Raw genomic sequence first — 18,529 nt, forward strand, 5'->3', positions numbered from 1 at the left:
GGGAGCAAGCTTGCCCGCAAACTAGTCCCTCACATGATTCGACCGATTCAAGAAACAGTCTGAAAGCCATTCCGGCGTTTTTCCGAAACAGGTGGGGCGCTAGTCTGCCGGCATTGAAATTCCCCGATTGTTTGCCGGAGCCTTGCCCATGATTCTTCATTACATTTACGACCCGCTTTGCGGCTGGTGTTACGGCGCCGAACCGCTGGTTCAGGCTGCCCGCAGCGTGCTGCCGGTGATCGCCCATGGTGGCGGCATGATGACCGGCGCCAATCGGCAAAGCGTTTCGCCGCAACTGCGCAACTACGTCGTGCCCCACGACCGGCGTATCGCCGAGTACACCGGGCAGCCATTTGGTGAGGCGTACTTTGAAGGTCTGCTGCGAGATCACACCGCCGTGTTCGACTCGACGCCACCGATCGCCGCGGTGTTGGCCGCCGAACAAGTGGCCGGGCGCGGCCTGGAGTTGTTGGCGCGTTTGCAGCGCGCTCATTATGTGGAAGGGCGAAGGATCGCCGACCACGCGGTGTTGTCAGAACTGGCGCAAGACATCGGCCTCGATCCCCAATCCTTCGAAATGGCATTCGCTGGGGCGCCCACGGAGCGTCACATCAAGGACAGTCGTGCACTGTTGGCAACCGTGGGCGGGCAGGGCTTTCCGACGTTTGCCCTGGAGCAGGATGGCCGAATCACCCTCGTCGATATCGGCCCATGGCTTGGCAAGCCGCAGGACTTTGCGAACTGGTTGCGTCAGGCGCTTCCCGCACCAGTGTCGTCCGTATCCATGCAAGCCTGCGGAATCGATGGCTGCGCCATTTGATGTTTTCTGCCAGGCAAAGCCATTTTTCAGACAATTTTCGCCTGATGACCGACGATTCATGAAATTGACACATCGTTGAGGCCGCAGCTACGATTCGGCCCAACGCCTGTGGCTGACCGCCACGATCCCAAATAATAAAAAGGCCTGCCGCGAGTCATCGTGGGCGGGCCTTTTTGTTTGCCGGATGAAAAAAAGAGCGCAAGAGTGCCATTTCAGCCGTTCGACACAGCGCGTACCCACTGGTAATAAGGAAAACAACATGTTGAACAAGCGAATCAGCCTGATCGCTCTGGGGATTTTGAGCGCTTCACAGGCCATGGCTAACGACCAGGCCGAATCCAAGGGATTTGTTGAAGACAGCAGCCTCAAGGTGCTGTTGCGCAATGCCTACATGAATCGTGATTACAAAGACGGCAACCCGGATAAATCCGAGTGGGGCCAAGCGGCCATCGGCACGTTCTCGTCCGGCTTCACCCAAGGCACCGTGGGTGTGGGTGTGGATGCTTTCGGCCTTTACGCACTCAACCTGGAGCGCAGCGAAAGCCGTAGTGGCGCCCAAGGTATCGACTTTTTCAAAAAGGGTGACAGCGGCCAACCGGCTGATGACCTGTCCAAGGGTGGCGCAGCGGTCAAATTCCGCCTGTCCAGCACCACGCTGACCTACGGCGACCAGATGCCGGCCCTGCCGGTGTTGAGCTATGACAACTCGCGCCTGCTGCCAGAAAGCTACACCGGCACATTGATCACCTCCAAGGAGATCAAAGGCCTGGAACTGAACGCCGGTCGTTTCACCGCCGAATCGCGTAAAAGCGCTGAAGGCCGTGACAGCGGTGGCCTGAAGTCGATCAACGTGTTGGGCGGTAGCTACCAGTTCACCGAACAATTCAAAGGCGCGCTGTACGCGTCCGACGTCGAAGACGTGCTGAAGAAGCAATACGTGAACGCCAACTACGTGTTCCCGATCGACAAGGATCAGGCGCTGACCCTGGACTTCAACGGCTACCGCACCAAGCTGGACGACGCCTACGTCCGTGAAAACGGTATCACCGGCGACGACAACAAGATCTGGAGCCTGGCCGCCACCTTCGTCACCGGCCCGCACTCCTTCACCATCGCCCACCAGCGCAGCACCGGCGACAGCAACCTGGGCTACGCCTACGGCGGCTATCAGAAAGACCAGGGTCGCGTCGGCGACGGCGGCAATACCATCTACCTGGCCAACTCCTACTGGTCCGACTTCAACGCTGAAGACGAACGCAGCTGGCAACTGGGCTACGGCCTGGACTTCAGCGCCTTCGGCGTTCCCGGCCTGAGCTACAACGTCGCCTACGTGCGCGGTGACAACATCACCACCTCCACCAGCACAGACGGCACCGAGCGCGAAATCTTCAACCAGTTCAAGTACGTCGTCCAAAGCGGCCCGGCCAAAGACCTGAGCGTGAAGCTGCGCAGCTCTGTCCTGCGTGTTTCGCAGAAGTCGAGCGAGTACAACGTCAGCGGTAACGAAGTGCGTGTGTTCGTGGATTACCCGATCAACATTTTCTGATGATCGATTGCGGTATCGAGGCCTGATTGGAGGCTGAGCGCAAAGAGAAGCCCCGACTGGTTCGGGGCTTTTTTGTGTTTTTCATGAGCTCATGTCGCCGAAACTCGATTTTGGGAACATGTGTTAGGAACATGTCGTCGGCGGCGACATATTCCAAAAACGTGTCGCAAAAAGTGAAAAATTGCGACACGTTATGGCCTCATGTTTACACTCGCGACATGAGTGGGCCGATATCTGCTCAGAAAACAAACAAATCGATCAGGATTCCTTTCATGAGCGAACCTCTGCTGTCATGGCACGCTGACAGGCCATACAACCAATTGCCGCTATTACCACCAGGAATCGAGCTGGAAACACGCGCAGTCCTCAAAAAATGCATTGAGGCACGGACCGCCCTGGCCGAATTGAAACAGGCAGCGGAGTTGATTCCTAACCAGACAGTTCTGATCAATACCATTCCGTTGCTGGAAGCCAAGGCTAGCTCGGAAATAGAAAGCATCGTCACAACCACGGACTTGCTGTTCCAGCATGCTCAGGACGCTGAAAACCATGCTGACCCAGCGACCAAAGAGGCGTTGCGCTACCGTACAGCGCTGAATCAAGGGTTCCAGTCCCTGACTGAACGACCACTTTCTACCAACACCGCTGTGGAAATCTGCCGAACGCTGAAGGGTGCGAAGCTGGATATCCGCCGCACACCTGGTACGCAGCTTGCGAATGACCGGTCGGGTGAAATCATCTATACGCCGCCCGAAGGGGAAGAGCACCTGCGCGAACTTCTCGCAAACTGGGAAGGCTTTCTGCACAACGAAACGGATCTCGACCCTCTCGTGCGCATGGCGGTCGGGCATTATCAATTTGAGGCGATTCACCCTTTTGTCGACGGCAATGGCCGTACCGGAAGGGTTATCAATACCTTGTTTTTGATTCAAGAGGGCCTGCTGAATCTGCCAATCCTTTACCTCAGTCGCTACATCATTGCCCAACGTGCCGATTACTATCGGCTCCTGCTAGAGGTGACGACCCAACAGGCATGGGAGCCATGGTTGTTGTTCATGTTGAGCGCCGTAGAAGAAACCGCTCGCTGGACGACAGCCAAGATTGCCGCGATTCGCGCGTTGTCCGAACACACCACTCAATTCGTGCGTGATCAGCTACCGAAGACCTATTCACGCGAATTGGTCGACGTGATTTTCGAACAGCCCTACTGCCGCATCAGTAACGTGGTCGACAAGAAAGTTGCTCAACGGCAGGCTGCGTCACGTCACCTCAAGGACTTGGTTTCCATAGGGGTGCTCGAGGAGATGCAGGTGGGTAAGGAGAAGCTTTTTATCCATCCCAAATTGATGCAATTGCTTATCCGCGACAGCAACGAATTAAAACCTTACGTTGGTTAACAGCGCGTGAACCAAAAAGCCCCGAGTGATTCGAGGCTTTTTCACGTCAAAATAGTTACACCAAGTAATTAATGATGTTCCCGTTCCCACCTTTATCCCCTCCAGCGAACTCCATACATTGAGCTCCAACGCCTCTCCCATCATCCCGACGGGAAGGTCACTGGAGATTCCTCAATGCCTTTCGTAAGCGTGCGCATCACCCGCGATGGCGTGACCACTGAGCAGAAAGCTCAGGTGATCGCGGAAATCACTGAAACACTGGAACGTGTCCTCAACAAGCGTCCAGACCTGACCCACATCGTGATCGAAGAAGTCGACACCGATAACTGGGGTTACGCCGGGATCACCACCACTCAGTACCGCAAGCAACTGGCGGAAGAGGCGCAGTCATGACGCCGTCGGTGACCATCGATTTCGTCTCCGACGTGGTGTGCCCATGGTGCGCACTGGGGGCGACGGCGCTGGAGCAGGCCATCGAGAACGTGGCGGGCGAGGTTTCGGTCGAGCTGACTTACAAGCCTTTCGAGCTGAACCCGAACATGCCGGCCGAAGGCGAGAAAGCCGTCGAGCACCTGATGCGCAAATACGGCCGCACCGCCCAGGACGTCGCCAATGGCAAAGCGATGCAGATCGAACGCGGCAATGCCATCGGCTTCAAGTTCGACCTGGAAAAGCGCACCCACTTCTACAACACCTTCGACGCTCACCGCTTGCTGTTTTGGGCATCGGAGCAAGGGCGTCAGGTGGCGCTGAAGAAGATCCTGCTTCGCGCTTACTTCAGCGAAGGCCAGAACCCGAGTGATCAGCAGACGCTGGCGCGGTTGGCGGCAGAAGCCGGGCTGGACCAGGAACAGGCACGCGAGGTGTTGGCGTCTGGCGCGTACGCCGCCGAGGTGCGTGAACTTGAAGCGTTTTACCAGCAGCGCGGCATCAATTCAGTCCCGGCGATGGTGCTGAACGGCCGTCACCTGGTGTCCGGTTCGCAGTCGGTCGAGTACTACGAGCAGATGTTGCGACAAATGGCGTCGGCCTCCGCCGAAGCCTGATTACTTACTTTTTCAAATCATCATTTATCAGTAGAGGTTCATCATGAGCAATTCGAAAAAAGTCGTTGTCATCACTGGCGCATCCCAAGGTCTCGGCGACGGCATGGTCAAGGCCTTCCGTGAACTCGGTTACCAGATCGTCGCCACTTCGCGCTCGATCAAGCCATCGACCGATCCTGACATTCTCACCGTGGCCGGCGACATCGGCGAACCAGCCACTGCACAGCGCGTCATCCGTGAAGCGATCGCACGTTTTGGTCGTATCGATACGCTGGTCAACAACGCCGGGATCTTCATCGCCAAGCCGTTCACCGCGTACACCGCTGAAGACTACGCCAACGTGTTGTCGGTAAACCTCAACGGCTTCTTCTACATCACCCAGCTGGCCATCGCCGAGATGGAGAAAAACGGCAGCGGCCACGTCGTCAACATCACCACCAGCCTGGTGGACCACGCCATCGACGGCGTGCCATCGGTACTGGCTTCGCTGACCAAAGGCGGCCTGAACGCGGCCACCAAATCCCTGGCCATCGAGTACGCCAAGCGCGGCATTCGGGTGAACGCAGTGTCGCCAGGCATCATCAAGACCCCGATGCACGGCGAAGAAACCCACGCCGCACTGGGCGCCCTGCACCCGGTCGGGCACATGGGCGAGATCGATGACATTGCACAGGCGGTCGTGTACCTGGACGGCGCCAAGTTTGTCACCGGCGAAATCCTGCACGTCGATGGTGGTCAGAGCGCGGGTCACTAAGAGCCGGGTTTTCAAGCGGTAGAAACAACAAAGCCCCTGCATTTCTGCAGGGGCTTTGTTTTATATGGTGCCGGCACCAGACGAACGGTAGCTTGCTGCGAGGCCAGGTTTTCTGCGGATCTGGAATTCGCTGGAAAATTCGGCGTACCCCAACTAGTAACTATAAATAAATCAGCTAGTTATGGCGTTCGGTGGAATCGAACTCGGGATTTTTTAGAGATCAGCACGTTGTCAGTCTGCAAGTAATTCAGAGCCACATACGGAATGGTAAGCCTCCTGAACTCGAACGTTGTCGATCATCCCCTCCGTAGAGAATAGGCAGGAATCCGCCAAAAACTGCCGTGGTGACAGACAGCAGACGGCCAGAAGCGGACGCTCATGATCCGCGGTCGCAAAACTGCCTTTCATAGCGCGTGCTCTGAGCACCGATGCGTTCGCCGGGCCACCTGTGGAGCCTGAATATATACCACCTGATATGTTAGCGAGGAATCGACCATCATTGCTGCACGGGCGAGATAGCCTTCTTGCCAACCCACCGCTGGAATCTAACAATGTGCAAACCGCTCACTTACGCCAGCGAAACCGACCCCCACTCAATTGTCAGGCCTCATGAACGACATATCCAAAAATTTCAAAGATCGATTCGTCGCATCTCTGCGAAAGATTCCTGCAGATCTCGACCTTCATCTTGATGAGTTCGTTTTGTTTGATCCAGAGACCCTTCCCGACCGACTCGTAAGAGAAGATTCAAGCCTTCTGGCGGCACAGGGGCTGCCGCGTGATGCCGCGCCGTTTCTTTCGTTCTATGCCTACTCACAGGCCGAAATTGAGTCACGAGTACAAAATTTCGGCTTGCCCGAATCTTATTTTCCTATCGGTCACAATGGATCTGGCGACGTTGTTGCCATTGATATGGACAGCCGACATGTCATCTACTTCAACCACGACCGTTACAACGAGAGAGTTTTGATAAATTCTTCTCTTCCGCAATTTGCTGAGAGTCTTTGTATCTACCAAGAGCACCTCACCAAGGAGGCCATGGCTAACTGTCTCGACGCAATTGCAACCATCGACTCACGAGCGGTCGATCTTGGGTCTATGTGGCCAGCCGAGGTGGGCTCGGAGCTGGCAGATGAATCCTAACGATGAATCGCCCCTAGTTTCATAGACGCCTTCAAGCTTCAAGGAAGGGCTGCTAACCTTGCGTAACTGTCCGCTTTTGGCCGATTGCTACCTGTCGCAGAAAGGCCGTATTCGATCCAAAACAGGCGTTCGCCAACGGTTGATCGAACAAGCGGCAACCTTCGATCGGTCGATACGCATGGGTTATGTGCAAGCCAGCAATGCCAGCACACAGTGAGCTCCGACTGATAATCGGACAGGGTATGGTGGCACTGATCGATTTTTCCAAGGGAATCTAAACCCTATTGCTAAGGCTTTTCCTTTGCACGCCACTTTCCCGGGGGCATACCAAATTTCCTGGAAAATATATTGGAGAGGTGGGCTTGATCTGCAAACCCGCACTCCAAGCTCACTTGAGAAATAGAAAAATTAGTTTGCTCTAGGAGTACTTTGGCTCGGGTCAATCTTGCAAGCTGAAACCAATCACGTGGAGAGTGGCCCGTAGCATTTTTGAAAGCTCGGGAGAAATGACTTCGTGACAAGCAACACTCCTTTGCTACGGCCGAAATCTGAATGCCACAATCAAGGTTTTCCATCATGACTTCTTTTGCTTTCCTCTCCTGCCAATAACTCAGTCTACCTCGCTCGTTATTGGTCGCTATGAGTCGCGGAAAGGTGCCTGCGATCGTCATGATCTGTTCAGCGCCAAATCCAACAGCATCGATAGCGATAGGTGCCGGGTAGCCACCGCCCTGGCTGGACTTGAAGACTTCGACAGTGTCCACATCGCTCATTGTGACCTCTAAATGTGGAAAATGAGGTCTATTGTGGCCGGCATAAATTTGGCGAAAGCGCTTGATCGGGCCGCACATACGCCCGTTTGGGCCAGAACATTAACGGGCTTTGCGTAGCTCGCTTGGAGTTAGATTCAGGTAGCGCTTAAACAATCGGGCAAGGTAAGAGGGGGATTCCAGACCTACCGCCAGGCTGATTTCGAGGATCGATAGTGAGGTGCAAGAGACAAGCCTGGCAGCAGTTTCCACTCGAGTGCGATTAGTGAAATCCAACAGGGTTTCGTCCGTAACAGCCTTGAAAATACGCGTAAGGTGACGCCGTGACAGGTGAAACTCATGCCCGATCGACTCAATATCCAACTCTGTTTCCAGATTCTCCCGAATGTATCGCTGTATTTCGCGCACCAGTGTGGCTTGCTGCAGATGTTCACTCGGCTGAGGATGTGCCTGCTGACAAGCGATAACCCGCGTGCATTCCTCGAAGAGCAGATGATTGAGATGGGGTAATTGGCGCTGAAAGGCCTCCGCCGATGCGCAGCCCTGAAGTTGGTCATGCAGGCGCAAGATACTTTCCAGTGCCTCGGTTGCTTGCCAGATCCCTGATCGATTTACCTGTTTGGCGAAACCTTGGTAACCGAACATCTGTCCTTGGCGTTTGACGTAAGAGGGGTCGACATACAAGGTCATATGTTTCTCCCGCCCCGGTGCCGCTTGAGTGGCGTGTGCAAAGTCGGCTGGCACAAAGGAAAACGACTGGCGCGAAACGTGAGAGGTCTGACTGCTTTCGGTCGTTAGAAATAGCCCACCCTGGCGTGGTAACAACAGCATATGACAGTCGTGGGCGTGCCAATCCACGGCGTAGCCACTGGTGTCGCTAGTCTCCAATTGAAACACTTCGGGCGACTTACTATTGAGCTTGGGAGACATATAAGCCATTAAATAGGCGCCTTAATATAAATGCCCAGATGCAATAGCCTCGTCGGGACGGGGCTAGGCTGCGAGAATGGACTGTCGGTAACAATAAACTTGCATCATTATCGTACATATGTTCGCCGCGCGGCACGACCAAGCTAGAGCGTTTCCCCTTAATTTTCAGGGCCGTCTGTCCATGTTCAGTGCTTCGTTGGCGTTAGCAGTTCGGCCACTGGGTGAGCATGTTGATGACCGCTTTTGGCCGTTTTCTGACCTTCGTTTAGCGGTTGAACTGCCAAGGTTTTCCTAAGCGATGAGTGAGTAATTGCATGGTCAGCAAATAGTAATACCGCGTCGATTCAGCGTGCTGGTTTAGGTGGTGATTCAAAAACCACGCCATGTGTTTTCTTTGCCAAGTCCATGGATTGTCGCGTTGCCAGCGCTCAGCGATTGCTGTTTGGATAGCCTTCGCATGACGTAGGTGGCGTTGGCGGGTGGTATGCGACCCGGTCAGGACGCCTGACAGGAACAGCTCCATATCGAATGGCTTGCTCATGCTCGACCACCAATGTAAGCCGACACCACGTCGATACGGCCATGCCCCAGCTCATAGCTGATTTGTACTCGGGCATCCTGATCTAGGCGTCGGTCGAGTTGATAGCAATGGCCTCCGTTGATGGGGGCGGGATGGCGGGTGATTTGCTCATAGCGTTCGCACGCATAAGCCGCGCGCAGTTCGTGGAAGCCTTTGAGGTTGTGCGTATGGAGGATATCTCGGGCGGGGCGGACGATCCCCTGCAAGAAATCGAGGTAGCTTTCGTTCGGTGCCAGCAGGTTGCGGCCACCATCGGGCGAAACCTGTTCGGCAAACCTCAGAGCTTCTCGAATATGGTCGTCCACCGTAATCCAGCGAGGTGCTGACGCACCGGATCGGCCGCCTTTGGTGCCGTCCTGGATGTTGATCTTGTCGTAGTGTTCGGCTTCACGCTTGAGTCGCGGTAGGTCGGCCAGAATCGCTTCGCGCAGACGCATGCCAGTGGCTCGCGTTAACTTAGCGATGGCCGCGGCGCGCGGCTGCTGATGTTTGCAAAGTACCTCTACGATCCGCTTCACGTGTTCGCGGTCTTGGCCTTGTGGCACCGAGCAACGAACGCTGGTGCGCCGCGTTCCCAGCGCCTTGCTCGGACTCGGTACTTTCACATACTGATCACCGCGAAGCGCGGCCATGGTCCGGTTGACGCTGGACAACCGGTTTAGCGCGGTGGCGATGGCGAGCTCACCTTGGTCAACGTGCTGACGCAGATGTCCGGCGTAGTCCAGCAAGGTCTGCCAATTAATTTGCCGTGCATCGTTAAACCCCGGCCCTTCCTCCGACCGACACCAGCGTACAAACGCTTGCCACCGATCACTGTGCGCCTTGACCGTGCCGTAATGCCCGCCGCCAAACAGGTCTTTCAGTGCCTGCGGTCCTGCATAGCTCAGTTGCCGGCCATAGCCAAAATTGCGCCCATCTCGTCTAGCTACTAATCCCATGACCATATTCCTCTCGAAGCCAAACCTTCGAAACCATCCCCACGTCATCCCGCCAAGAATGTTGAGTGTTATCAGGGATCAAGGCCCCTGCGACCTGTGAGGGTTGTCCACTAACGCGGGACTGACGGCTCTTTACGACCGGGAGCTTGGGCATCTCAAGATCTGTAGCCTCCTGAACACTTCCGAAGAAGTGGGCGGGTGGAGGCTGCGCTGGCTGACGAGACCAGCGCCGCGAGATCCTGAGTCGTGTGAAGGTAGTGAAGCGATGACCGGGGCATGCCCGACTGTCAGTCAGGTGCAGTCCATTCCTGGGCTGCGGCACCATCATCGGCATCCCTGTTGCTAGTGACTTCGGTGTTTGTCACGCCGATTGTCACGAGGGGGAATGCCGCAAAGCCTTGTACGAGTTGGGCTGCAGCAGCGGTTGGAGCGCCCGTCTCTTTCCGGGAGAAAGAGACGGGCGCAGGTTGGCGCAATGAAATGGCCAAGCGGATAGGTTGCTGCAGGGCAGTTGGGGAGGGGGATGTATTTGCCGCAATGGCAATGATCTGAAGTAGGCATCCATCACTCGGTGAGTGACCGTGCGAGCCGCCGGACGCTAATCGCACTTTGGGAGAACCACCACGGTGTGGCGTAACCTTAAAGGTCCTGGTTACCTGGGTTGCTGTCAACGACAGCGCTTGCCCGATCTTTTCTACGCCTGTGGATAATTTGGGTCAAGGCTCGGATTATCGGGAATTCTGCGGCTGTGGATGAAATTATCCACCGGTGGAAATCTATGGTTTTCCACAGACAATTCGCGTGGGCTTTAGATTTTTTAAGTGAGGTCCATCCAAGCAGGGCGGCTTTGCAGCCCCGCTTGGATGGACCCGCGTGGAAGGGCGGACAACGGTGATCTCACGGGCTTACCCACGTTTGGATGCGCCACGGCTATTTTGTAGGGCCGTGATGTTGTCGCCGACTGGGTGAGCGAATTCGTGGGGTGTCACATGCCCATGGCGGTTGGCGTCGATGTAGTTGCTCCACCACGCCATGATTAGCCTGCGTTGTTCGAGGAATTCAGCCTTGTGGATATACGCGGCGCGCACGCGGTTGCGTTCCTTATGGCTCATTTGTCTTTCGATGGCTGCGTCGGTCCATAACCCGGACTCCACAGGGCGCTACAGGCCATAGTCCTGAAGCCGTGGCCGCACACGTCCTTGCTGGTGTCATAGCCGACGTTGCGGAGCATGGTGTTCACCGTGTTCTCGGACATGGGCTTCCAGTACTTGTGGTCTCCCGGTAGCACTAACTCTGAGAAACGACTGAGGCTGCGCAGGCGCTCCAGTATTTCGATGACCTGCGGCGATAGCGGAACCATTTGAATGTCGCCGTTCATCTTGGTCCCACGTGTGGAGTTGCGTACCCCTTCAATCGGTGCGCGTGTATCGGGGATTTCCCACATGGCGCGTTGGAGGTCGAACTCACTCCATCGCGCGAAGCGCAATTCGCTGGAGCGGACGAATACATGCAGCGTGAGCAGCACGGCAAGGCGGGTCAGCTCGCGGCCGTTGTAGTTGTCGATACGGTGTAGCAGTTCGGGTAGGCGGTTGAGAGAGAGGGCCGGGCGATGGATTGTGCGCGGCGCGTGAAGCGAGCCTGCCAGATCCAGTGCAGGATTCATGGTGATCTGCCGAGCCCTTTTGGCCCTGCGCATGATGGTGGATAAGTAGTTCTGTACCCGTAACGCCACATCCATGGTGCCGCGTTCCTTGATGCGCTGGGTGATCTCTAGCAGGTCATGGGTATCGAGTTCAGCGATGGGTCGTTGGCCGATCATCGGGAAGACGTGAGTACGCAGTCGGCTCATCACGGTTTTTGCGTGTCCTTCGGTCCAGCGACGGGACATGTCGGCGTGCCACTCCAGAGCAACGGTTTCGAAAAGCAGTGCCGCCCGTTGGGCTACGATCTTGGCCTTCTTCTTTTCTTCCATTGGGTCGAGGTTGTCGAGCAGCAACGCCTTGGCTTCGTCTCGCTTACGTCGTGCGACGGAAAGGGTAACGATGGGGTAATTGCCGATGATCAGCGTACCTTCCTTGCCGCTGGGCTTGGTGTACTTCAAGCGCCAGGTCTTCACGCCATTGGGTTTGACGAAAAGGTACATGCCGCCGCCGTCGAACAGTTTGTAGGCGCGTTCGCGGGTTTTGGCCGTGCGGCATTGCAGGTCGCTGAGGGGGATCGCTAGACGTGGCATAGGGGTACGCGCTCCTGACCGGGAAATCGCAGTACCCCTAACATACCCTCGGGGAAGGGGGATTTTGTTGGATCCCGACAGAGGGTCCTGGAACGAAAAAACCCGCCAAAGGGCGGGTTTTCGGGGCTTCCAGAGCATTCGGTGGAATGCAATGGAGCCTAATGTGGTGCCGGCACCAGGAATCGAACCCGGGACCTACTGATTACAAGTCAGTTGCTCTACCATCTGAGCTATACCGGCGTGTCAGGGCGACGATTATAGCGATTGGGTTGGTTCTGTAAACCCCTGAATTCAGACTATTTTTGCGCAGGTGTCAGTCCGACCCTGCGGATTCTTCCACAGGGTCGGGCGGCGGGATTGCCTGGCGGCGTCAAACGTTGTTCTTGACGGCGTTGATCAGGTCTTGGCTCAGCACTTGAGCGGGCGCTACTTGCACGCTTTGGGTGTAGAACGGCGGCAGGTTCTGGGCCAGTGTCGACAACGCTTGAGCCGTGGTGTTGCCCGGCAACACCACGTATTGCAGGTTGGACGGATAGCTCTGCGGCACGGGGCCTTCCATGGTCGAGCCGTAGGCACCGAAGGTCATCACTGCCTGTGGGGTGGTGGGGTCGGGGGCATACAGAAAGACGAAGGTGCCGTACTTCGGATGGGTCAGGTATTGCTCGGCTTGAGCGCGAACGGCCGGATCCGGGTCATTCATCAGGGTCCAGCGCATGACCGCGTAGTTGCGGGTCGTTTCCATGAACGCTGTACGAATCGGCGACTGGTTCTCGAGGCCTCCCAGGCACACCAGCAAATTGCCGAACGGGTCGATGAGTGCCACCGAATTGAACACCGGACTTTGCTGCGCGGTTTTGACCAGCGCAGGGGCGAGTTCTGCGCCGGGGTCGCGCGGGTTCGCTGATTGCACGGTCAGGGCAAAGGGGCTGAGTGCAGTGAGGGCCTGGCGCACTTTGCTGTTGGCCGGAAGCGTGGACGGATTTTTCAGCTGGTCTGGCGGCAATCCACTGTTGTTGCTGGCCTCCCGCACTGTGTTGACGCTGGCAGAGAAGATCGAGCTGGTGAGGAAATACGCTGCCGAGTCGACGGACTGGCCGCCGAACACGGGGCTGGTTGACCCCTGATAGGCCCGGCTGACAGGCGCTGCAATCGCGTAGTAACCCCAGGTGTTCTGCGCTTGCTGGCGAATTTGCGGTGGTAGCGACGGAAAGGTGAATTGGCTGTTGTAGTTGATGCCCGCATAGTCATCGATCGCACTGACGGCAACATTGAATCCTGCGGTCAGGAGCGAGCCGGCGCACATGGCGCAGGGGTCCAGCGTAGTTACGACGGTCAGTTGGTTGGGCGGTGGCAGCTTCAGTGGCGAAGCGTTTTCGTAATACCAGTCCACCAGTTGTCGTTCGCCGTGGGCGGTAGGGTCGTGGGGCAGAAAGTAAGTCGTGCCACCGCCGGGGAACGGCATCAATACGTTGTTGTGCAGCGCGGCAATCACTTGTCCTGTTGCGTTGTCGATGAGGGCGCCACCCACCGCGAAGGTTTGCTGCAATGCAGCTTCAATGGCTTGGTTGGCAACGGCATCGACGGCTTCCTGCGCATTGTTCAGTGTGCTCATGGTTTCTCAGCTCCTTGCTTCCTGATCGCCAGACAATTCTGACGCTGGGCAAAGATAGTTGAGGTTTTCAGCGTCGTTTATGTTCTTTTGGTTTAACGCTTATGCACAACGTGGTTGTCGGCGCACGCAATCGTGCGTGAATTTGTGGACTCGTTCTCATCTGGCACGCAAATCACTGTTTTTCAGGTTTTTTATTCAAGTGTACGAAATCTGAACAGTATCGTTTCACCCCTGAAACAGCTGTAAATGTTGGATCCACGATATTTTCATCAACAGAGTTATCCACAGGCTGCGCATCATTAGAGGCGTTCTGCCAATAGCAGGAAATTGCGTGGCGTCAGCGGGGTTTCGCAGAAGGTGCCGAGGCGAACGGTGTAGCCCTGTTCGAACAGGAAAAGCGCCCGATCGAGTACCAGCCAAAGCTCCAGTGGGCGTCGGAAAAGGCCACGCAACAGCTCCAGATTGCGCACTTGCGCCAGGCGCTGCCAACCGCTGGCTTCCAGTGCCGCCCAATCTTGCGGGCCGATTGTGGATAAGTCCTTGAGTCCGCCCAGATGCTGGCAGTACTCGGCGAAGGTGCTGTCCAGCCAGGCGCTGGGCAGGGACGGGGTTGGCAGGTACTCATCCACGCCACGCAGCTGGCGTTGCAGCAGGTCGAAGGCCAGTCGCCGGGCCATGGAGGTGTCGCGCTGACGGCGGACGCGCGCACCCGCGGTCACGGTTTCGCTCATCGGCAGTGCGAGATCGTCGATAGACAGCTGTAGATCGGAGTTCCTGGCGGCCGAAGATATCGGTGAGTACTGGGGAAGACTGATTCGGTTATAGCAGCAAGGTGCGATGGCGAGTTGTTTGCAGCCCGCTGCGCTGGCCAGATGGATCAGTTGCACGTGCAGATCGCCACAGGCGTGCAGGGCTACTGGTGTGTGGTCAGCGTTTAACAGCGTAGCGGTATCCGCCGTGAGCACATCTTGCTCGACATGCAGCGCATGCTGTCCATGGCGTTGACTGAGGGCCTGGCCACTGGCAACCAGCGCCGGGTCGTATTCCAGGCAGGTCAGTTGTTGACCGGCATGCAGCAACCGACGCCCCAAGTGCCCCTTGCCCGAGCACCAGTCCAGCCAATGCGTCGGCACATGGGCAAACTGCAATCGACTGGCGAAGGCTTCGATCTGCTGCCACTTGCGACCCGGCACATCCACGTTCAGACGATGCCCCGCAGCCTCCAGTACATGCGCCGGCAATTCACCCACGGCCGCCAATTCAAGAGATATCGCCGCCAAGCAAGCAAAAGGTTCCGGCGCGTCCAGCAGGGCAGGTTGGTTGTGGGCGTTTTCTGCGTCTTGCAGTGATCGGCCACGTAGCCAGGCGGACAATTCGGGGTAGGCCGTTTCCCAGGGAAGCTGCAGATGGGTGAACGGTCGAGGCTTCCACAGCGCCTGGTGCCGTGTCAGAAAAGCATCCAGCGCGGTGAAGCGGGCGAGCAGGGACTCGCCCGTCAACACGTGGGCATCAACGCCCTTGGCAGGCATCGACGCGCAACCAGCGCTCCAGCAGCTTGAAGCCGCGCACCAGCACATACGCCATTACCAGGTAGAACATGCCGGCGGCGAAGAAGATCTCCACCGGCAGGTAGGTCCGGGCAATGATGGTGCGGGCCATGCCGGTCAGCTCCAGCAGGGTCACGGTGCTGGCCAGGGCGCTGGCCTTGAGCATCAGGATCACTTCGTTGCTGTAGGCCGGCAGGCCGATGCGCGCGGCGCGGGGCAGCATGATGTAGATCAGCGCCTTGGCCTTGGACATGCCCAGGGCTCGCGCCGCTTCGATCTCGCCCGGTGGAATCGCCTGAATCGCGCCGCGCAGGATCTCGGCGATGTAGGCCGCGGTGTGCAGGGTCATGGTCGCGGTGGCGCACCAGAACGGATCGCGCAGGTACGGCCACATCGAGCTGTTACGGATGATGTCGAACTGCGCCAGGCCGTAGTAGACGAGGAACAGTTGAACCAGCAACGGCGTGCCACGGAAAAAGAAGATGTAGCCGTAGGGAAATGCCCGCACCCACCACAGGCGTGACGAACGGGCGATGCCCAGGGGAATCGCCAGCAGCAGGCCGGCGATCACGGCGATGGCCACCAGCTCCAGGGTCAGTGTCGCGCCCTGGGCCAGTTTCGGCAGCCACTTGATGATGATTTCCCAGTTCATTGGGCGCTCCTCGCGAAGCCGCGAGCGGCGCGTTTTTCCAGGAAGTGCATGCCGGTCATGGCCAGGATCGTCAGGCTCAGGTACATGAATGCAGCGACCATATAGAAGGTGAACGGTTGCTTGGACACGGTCACGCCGATTTGCGCGTGACGCATGATTTCCTCCAGGCCGATCACCGACACCAGTGCGGTGTCCTTCATCAGGATCATGAACAGGTTGCCCAGGCCGGGCAGGGCGATGCGCCACATCTGCGGCATGATCAACTTGGTGAAGATGCGCCATTTCGACAGGCCCAGCGCCACACCGGCTTCACGATGGCCTTTTGGGATGGCGAGGATCGCGCCGCGAAACACTTCCGTGGCGTAGGCGCCGAAGCACAGGCCCAAGGCGATGACGCCGGCGGCGAAGGCATTGAGTTCCAGGTCGGGGTTGCCGAAGAACTCGCCCAGGGCGCGCATCAGGTTGACGGTGCCGAAGTAGATCAGCAGGACCCAGAGCAGTTCCGGAATTCCGCGAACCAGGGTCGAATAGGTGCCGCCAAGCCATTGCAACGGCTTGTACGGGGAAGTCTTGGCCAAGGCGCCGAGCAGACCGAGTACCAGTCCCAGGCACAGGGCCGAGAGCGCCAGTTTCACAGTCATCAGCGCGCCAGCGGCGAGCGCCGGGCCGAATCCGTAGAGGTCGATAATCATGGATTTCTTTTCAAATCGCGGCAGGCAAGGCCGGGGACCGGCGCCGTCAGCAGGCGGCACCGGTCCGGCAGGTCAGGATCAATAGATGCTGAACGGGAAGTACTTGTCGTTGATTTTCTTGTAGGTACCGTCAGCAACGATTTCTTTGAGCGCGGCGTTCAGCTTTTCGCGGATCGGATCGTTCTTGCGCACGGCGATACCGATCTTGTCGCTTTCTTCCACCGGATCGCCCTTGAATTCGTAGGCGCGGCCAGCGTCGCTTTTGAGCCACTCGTAGTTGACGTATTTGTCCGCCAGGATGCCGTCCAGGCGACCGGAAGTCAGATCGAGGTAGGCGTTTTCCTGGGTGTCATAGAGTTTGACTTCAACGCCCGGCATGTTGTCTTCCAGCCAGGTGCCGGCGAGGGTCGCACGTTGTGCGCCGATCACTTTGCCTTGCAGGGAAGCCTTGTCGGTCTTGAACTCTTTATCTTTCGGCGCGATGAATTGCAGCTTGTTGGAGTAGTACGGGTCGGTGAAGTCCACCGCTTGCTTGCGCTCGTTGGTGATCGACATCGAAGAGATCAGGAAGTCGAACTTCTTGGCGTTCAGGGCCGGAATGATGCCGTCCCAGTCGGAAGTCACGACGGTGCATTCGACTTTCATCTTGGCGCACAGGGCGTCGCCGATTTCCTTGTCGAAGCCGACCACGTTGCCACTGGCATCTTTATTGTTGAACGGCGGGTAGGCCGCTTCGATGCCCATCTTCAGGGTTTCGGCCATGGCACCGGCGCTGAAGGCCAGGGTGACGGCGGCAGCCAGGAAGATTTTTTTGAAGTTCTGCATGCGGGTAGCTCCGTTAGCGGTTGCTGGACATGAATTGTTTGCAGCGTGCCGAAAGCGGGTTTTCAAACACCTGCTGTGGCGATCCTTGCTCTTCTACCAGGCCCTGGTGCAGGAACACCACTTCGCTGGAAACCTGACGGGCGAAGCCCATTTCATGGGTCACCAGCAGCATGGTGCGGCCTTCTTCGGCCAGTGCGCGGATGACATTAAGTACTTCCTGGACCATTTCCGGGTCAAGGGCGGAGGTGGGCTCGTCGAACAGGATGACCTTGGGCTGCATGGCCAGGGTGCGGGCGATGGCCGCGCGCTGTTGTTGACCGCCGGACAGTTGTGCGGGGTAGGCATGGCGCTTGTCGGCGATACCAACCTTGGCCAGCAAGGCTTCGGCCACTTCGATGGCTTCGGCCTTGCTCTGGCCGAGCACGCGGCGCGGTGCTTCGATGATGTTGTCGAGCACGCTCATGTGCGGCCACAGATTAAAGTTTTGAAATACAAAACCAATTTCGCTGCGCAGGCGATTGATCTGCTTGCCGTCGGCAGCGACCAGTTCACCATTCTTGGCGGCTTTGAGCTTGAGCTCCTCGCCGGCGACCAGGATCTGGCCCTGATGCGGGTTTTCCAGCAGGTTGATGCAGCGCAGGAACGTGGACTTGCCGGAGCCGGAAGAACCCAGGATCGAGATCACATCGCCGTCGCGGGCGGTCAGCGAGATGCCTTTGAGCACCTCCAGCGAGCCGTAGCGTTTGTGCAGGTTGCGGATTTCAAGCGCGGGCGTGGCCTCAGCCATGTGCGTTCCTCATTGTGTTTTGCGCTCCTGCTGTTGGCGGCCTTACTGGCGAGGCGGCCAAGCTAGCATAGCGTTTCCAAGGCAGCCAACAGCGCTACGGGCAGTAAACGGGTGGCATGTGGCAGGTTGTCGCATCGGCGCAGCAGACTGTCGTCCCGTCAACAACCGAACAGTCGTTTGAACCCTGCTTCCGGATAAAAAGCCAGGCGGCCGTTCTAAAAAAGGGCGCGATGTTGCCAGCTTTGGCGGGGGGTTGG

17 protein-coding genes, 1 tRNA gene and 1 pseudogene are annotated in these 18,529 nt (G+C 57.3%); 7 read left to right on the forward strand and 12 right to left on the reverse strand.

Features of this window, described 5'->3' with window-relative positions; all coding sequences use genetic code 11:
• The first annotated feature begins 148 nt into the window (after nucleotides 1-148).
• The 7 genes from ACGJAX_RS07355 to ACGJAX_RS07385 all read left to right on the forward strand — a co-directional run bounded on the left by ACGJAX_RS07355 (nucleotide 149) and on the right by ACGJAX_RS07385 (nucleotide 6,706).
• Complete coding sequence (locus ACGJAX_RS07355; RefSeq protein ID WP_390958154.1) at nucleotides 149-820, forward strand: DsbA family protein; 672 nt, start codon at nucleotides 149-151, stop codon at nucleotides 818-820.
• A gap of 259 nt (nucleotides 821-1,079) precedes the next feature.
• A complete protein-coding gene (locus tag ACGJAX_RS07360; RefSeq protein WP_390958155.1) occupies nucleotides 1,080-2,366 on the forward strand; it encodes an OprD family porin in 1,287 nt (428 codons plus the stop codon).
• 272 nt (nucleotides 2,367-2,638) lie between these two features.
• Complete coding sequence (fic, locus tag ACGJAX_RS07365) at nucleotides 2,639-3,763, forward strand: protein adenylyltransferase Fic (RefSeq protein WP_390958157.1); 1,125 nt, start codon at nucleotides 2,639-2,641, stop codon at nucleotides 3,761-3,763.
• 174 nt (nucleotides 3,764-3,937) lie between these two features.
• The gene (locus ACGJAX_RS07370; protein ID WP_247256674.1) at nucleotides 3,938-4,156 is read left to right on the forward strand and encodes a 4-oxalocrotonate tautomerase family protein; all 219 of its coding nucleotides are present in this window, start codon (nucleotides 3,938-3,940) and stop codon (nucleotides 4,154-4,156) included.
• Entirely contained in the window at nucleotides 4,153-4,809 is a 657-nt protein-coding gene (locus ACGJAX_RS07375; protein WP_090327950.1) for a DsbA family oxidoreductase, read from the forward strand. Before ACGJAX_RS07370 ends, ACGJAX_RS07375 begins: the two co-directional genes overlap by 4 nt.
• Before the next feature lie 43 nt (nucleotides 4,810-4,852).
• The gene (locus ACGJAX_RS07380; protein ID WP_090327953.1) at nucleotides 4,853-5,563 is read left to right on the forward strand and encodes an SDR family NAD(P)-dependent oxidoreductase; all 711 of its coding nucleotides are present in this window, start codon (nucleotides 4,853-4,855) and stop codon (nucleotides 5,561-5,563) included.
• Between the two features lie 609 nt (nucleotides 5,564-6,172).
• Nucleotides 6,173-6,706 carry an SUKH-4 family immunity protein gene (locus ACGJAX_RS07385; protein WP_092484806.1) on the forward strand — a complete coding sequence of 178 codons (534 nt, stop codon included), beginning with the start codon at nucleotides 6,173-6,175 and terminating at the stop codon, nucleotides 6,704-6,706.
• Between the two features lie 287 nt (nucleotides 6,707-6,993).
• On the opposite strand, the gene ACGJAX_RS07390 is transcribed toward ACGJAX_RS07385, so the two are convergent.
• The 12 genes and pseudogenes from ACGJAX_RS07390 to ACGJAX_RS07445 form a co-directional block, all read right to left on the reverse strand.
• Nucleotides 6,994-7,479, reverse strand: coding sequence for a helix-turn-helix domain-containing protein (locus ACGJAX_RS07390; protein WP_390958160.1), 486 nt, complete (start codon nucleotides 7,477-7,479; stop codon nucleotides 6,994-6,996).
• A gap of 99 nt (nucleotides 7,480-7,578) precedes the next feature.
• Nucleotides 7,579-8,415 (reverse strand): AraC family transcriptional regulator, encoded by an 837-nt coding sequence (locus tag ACGJAX_RS07395; RefSeq protein ID WP_390958162.1) that lies wholly within the window; start codon nucleotides 8,413-8,415, stop codon nucleotides 7,579-7,581.
• Nucleotides 8,416-8,671: 256 nt separating this feature from the next.
• Nucleotides 8,672-8,947, reverse strand: coding sequence for a hypothetical protein (locus ACGJAX_RS07400; RefSeq protein WP_321849987.1), 276 nt, complete (start codon nucleotides 8,945-8,947; stop codon nucleotides 8,672-8,674).
• A complete protein-coding gene (locus ACGJAX_RS07405; RefSeq protein ID WP_390958164.1) occupies nucleotides 8,944-9,924 on the reverse strand; it encodes an integrase domain-containing protein in 981 nt (326 codons plus the stop codon). Before ACGJAX_RS07405 ends, ACGJAX_RS07400 begins: the two co-directional genes overlap by 4 nt.
• 905 nt (nucleotides 9,925-10,829) lie before the next feature.
• Nucleotides 10,830-12,157: pseudogene (locus tag ACGJAX_RS07410) on the reverse strand (tyrosine-type recombinase/integrase).
• A 164-nt stretch (nucleotides 12,158-12,321) separates the two neighbouring features.
• Nucleotides 12,322-12,397, reverse strand: a tRNA-Thr gene (locus tag ACGJAX_RS07415).
• Nucleotides 12,398-12,527: 130 nt separating this feature from the next.
• Nucleotides 12,528-13,769 (reverse strand): nucleoside deaminase, encoded by a 1,242-nt coding sequence (locus ACGJAX_RS07420; RefSeq protein WP_390958166.1) that lies wholly within the window; start codon nucleotides 13,767-13,769, stop codon nucleotides 12,528-12,530.
• A gap of 299 nt (nucleotides 13,770-14,068) precedes the next feature.
• A complete protein-coding gene (locus ACGJAX_RS07425) occupies nucleotides 14,069-15,298 on the reverse strand; it encodes a methyltransferase (protein ID WP_390958168.1) in 1,230 nt (409 codons plus the stop codon).
• Nucleotides 15,279-15,968, reverse strand: a complete 690-nt coding sequence (locus ACGJAX_RS07430; RefSeq protein ID WP_390958171.1) for an ABC transporter permease subunit — start codon at nucleotides 15,966-15,968, stop codon at nucleotides 15,279-15,281. The genes ACGJAX_RS07425 and ACGJAX_RS07430 overlap by 20 nt, the downstream gene beginning before the upstream one ends.
• Nucleotides 15,965-16,660, reverse strand: a complete 696-nt coding sequence (locus tag ACGJAX_RS07435) for an ABC transporter permease (RefSeq protein ID WP_047536288.1) — start codon at nucleotides 16,658-16,660, stop codon at nucleotides 15,965-15,967. Before ACGJAX_RS07435 ends, ACGJAX_RS07430 begins: the two co-directional genes overlap by 4 nt.
• A 78-nt stretch (nucleotides 16,661-16,738) precedes the next feature.
• A complete protein-coding gene (locus ACGJAX_RS07440) occupies nucleotides 16,739-17,485 on the reverse strand; it encodes an ABC transporter substrate-binding protein (RefSeq protein WP_090327967.1) in 747 nt (248 codons plus the stop codon).
• Nucleotides 17,486-17,498: 13 nt separating this feature from the next.
• Nucleotides 17,499-18,272, reverse strand: coding sequence for an ABC transporter ATP-binding protein (locus ACGJAX_RS07445; RefSeq protein ID WP_007972784.1), 774 nt, complete (start codon nucleotides 18,270-18,272; stop codon nucleotides 17,499-17,501).
• Nucleotides 18,273-18,529: the final 257 nt, after the last annotated feature.

Origin of the sequence: Pseudomonas moorei (assembly GCF_042846945.1) — a bacterium.
GTDB lineage: Bacteria > Pseudomonadota > Gammaproteobacteria > Pseudomonadales > Pseudomonadaceae > Aquipseudomonas > Aquipseudomonas moorei.

Bases quoted from the DNA above. Each gene is read 5' to 3' on its own strand.
- ACGJAX_RS07360 (WP_390958155.1), top strand. From the start codon at position 1,080: ATGTTGAACAAGCGAATCAGCCTGATCGCTCTGGGGATTTTGAGCGCT.
- ACGJAX_RS07405 (WP_390958164.1), bottom strand. From the start codon at position 9,924: ATGGGATTAGTAGCTAGACGAGATGGGCGCAATTTTGGCTATGGCCGG.
- ACGJAX_RS07380 (WP_090327953.1), top strand. From the start codon at position 4,853: ATGAGCAATTCGAAAAAAGTCGTTGTCATCACTGGCGCATCCCAAGGT.
- ACGJAX_RS07445 (WP_007972784.1), bottom strand. From the start codon at position 18,272: ATGGCTGAGGCCACGCCCGCGCTTGAAATCCGCAACCTGCACAAACGC.
- ACGJAX_RS07420 (WP_390958166.1), bottom strand. From the start codon at position 13,769: ATGAGCACACTGAACAATGCGCAGGAAGCCGTCGATGCCGTTGCCAAC.
- ACGJAX_RS07370 (WP_247256674.1), top strand. From the start codon at position 3,938: ATGCCTTTCGTAAGCGTGCGCATCACCCGCGATGGCGTGACCACTGAG.
- fic (WP_390958157.1), top strand. From the start codon at position 2,639: ATGAGCGAACCTCTGCTGTCATGGCACGCTGACAGGCCATACAACCAA.
- ACGJAX_RS07385 (WP_092484806.1), top strand. From the start codon at position 6,173: ATGAACGACATATCCAAAAATTTCAAAGATCGATTCGTCGCATCTCTG.
- ACGJAX_RS07440 (WP_090327967.1), bottom strand. From the start codon at position 17,485: ATGCAGAACTTCAAAAAAATCTTCCTGGCTGCCGCCGTCACCCTGGCC.
- ACGJAX_RS07355 (WP_390958154.1), top strand. From the start codon at position 149: ATGATTCTTCATTACATTTACGACCCGCTTTGCGGCTGGTGTTACGGC.
- ACGJAX_RS07400 (WP_321849987.1), bottom strand. From the start codon at position 8,947: ATGAGCAAGCCATTCGATATGGAGCTGTTCCTGTCAGGCGTCCTGACC.
- ACGJAX_RS07430 (WP_390958171.1), bottom strand. From the start codon at position 15,968: ATGAACTGGGAAATCATCATCAAGTGGCTGCCGAAACTGGCCCAGGGC.
- ACGJAX_RS07425 (WP_390958168.1), bottom strand. From the start codon at position 15,298: ATGCCTGCCAAGGGCGTTGATGCCCACGTGTTGACGGGCGAGTCCCTG.
- ACGJAX_RS07375 (WP_090327950.1), top strand. From the start codon at position 4,153: ATGACGCCGTCGGTGACCATCGATTTCGTCTCCGACGTGGTGTGCCCA.
- ACGJAX_RS07435 (WP_047536288.1), bottom strand. From the start codon at position 16,660: ATGATTATCGACCTCTACGGATTCGGCCCGGCGCTCGCCGCTGGCGCG.
- ACGJAX_RS07390 (WP_390958160.1), bottom strand. From the start codon at position 7,479: ATGAGCGATGTGGACACTGTCGAAGTCTTCAAGTCCAGCCAGGGCGGT.
- ACGJAX_RS07395 (WP_390958162.1), bottom strand. From the start codon at position 8,415: ATGGCTTATATGTCTCCCAAGCTCAATAGTAAGTCGCCCGAAGTGTTT.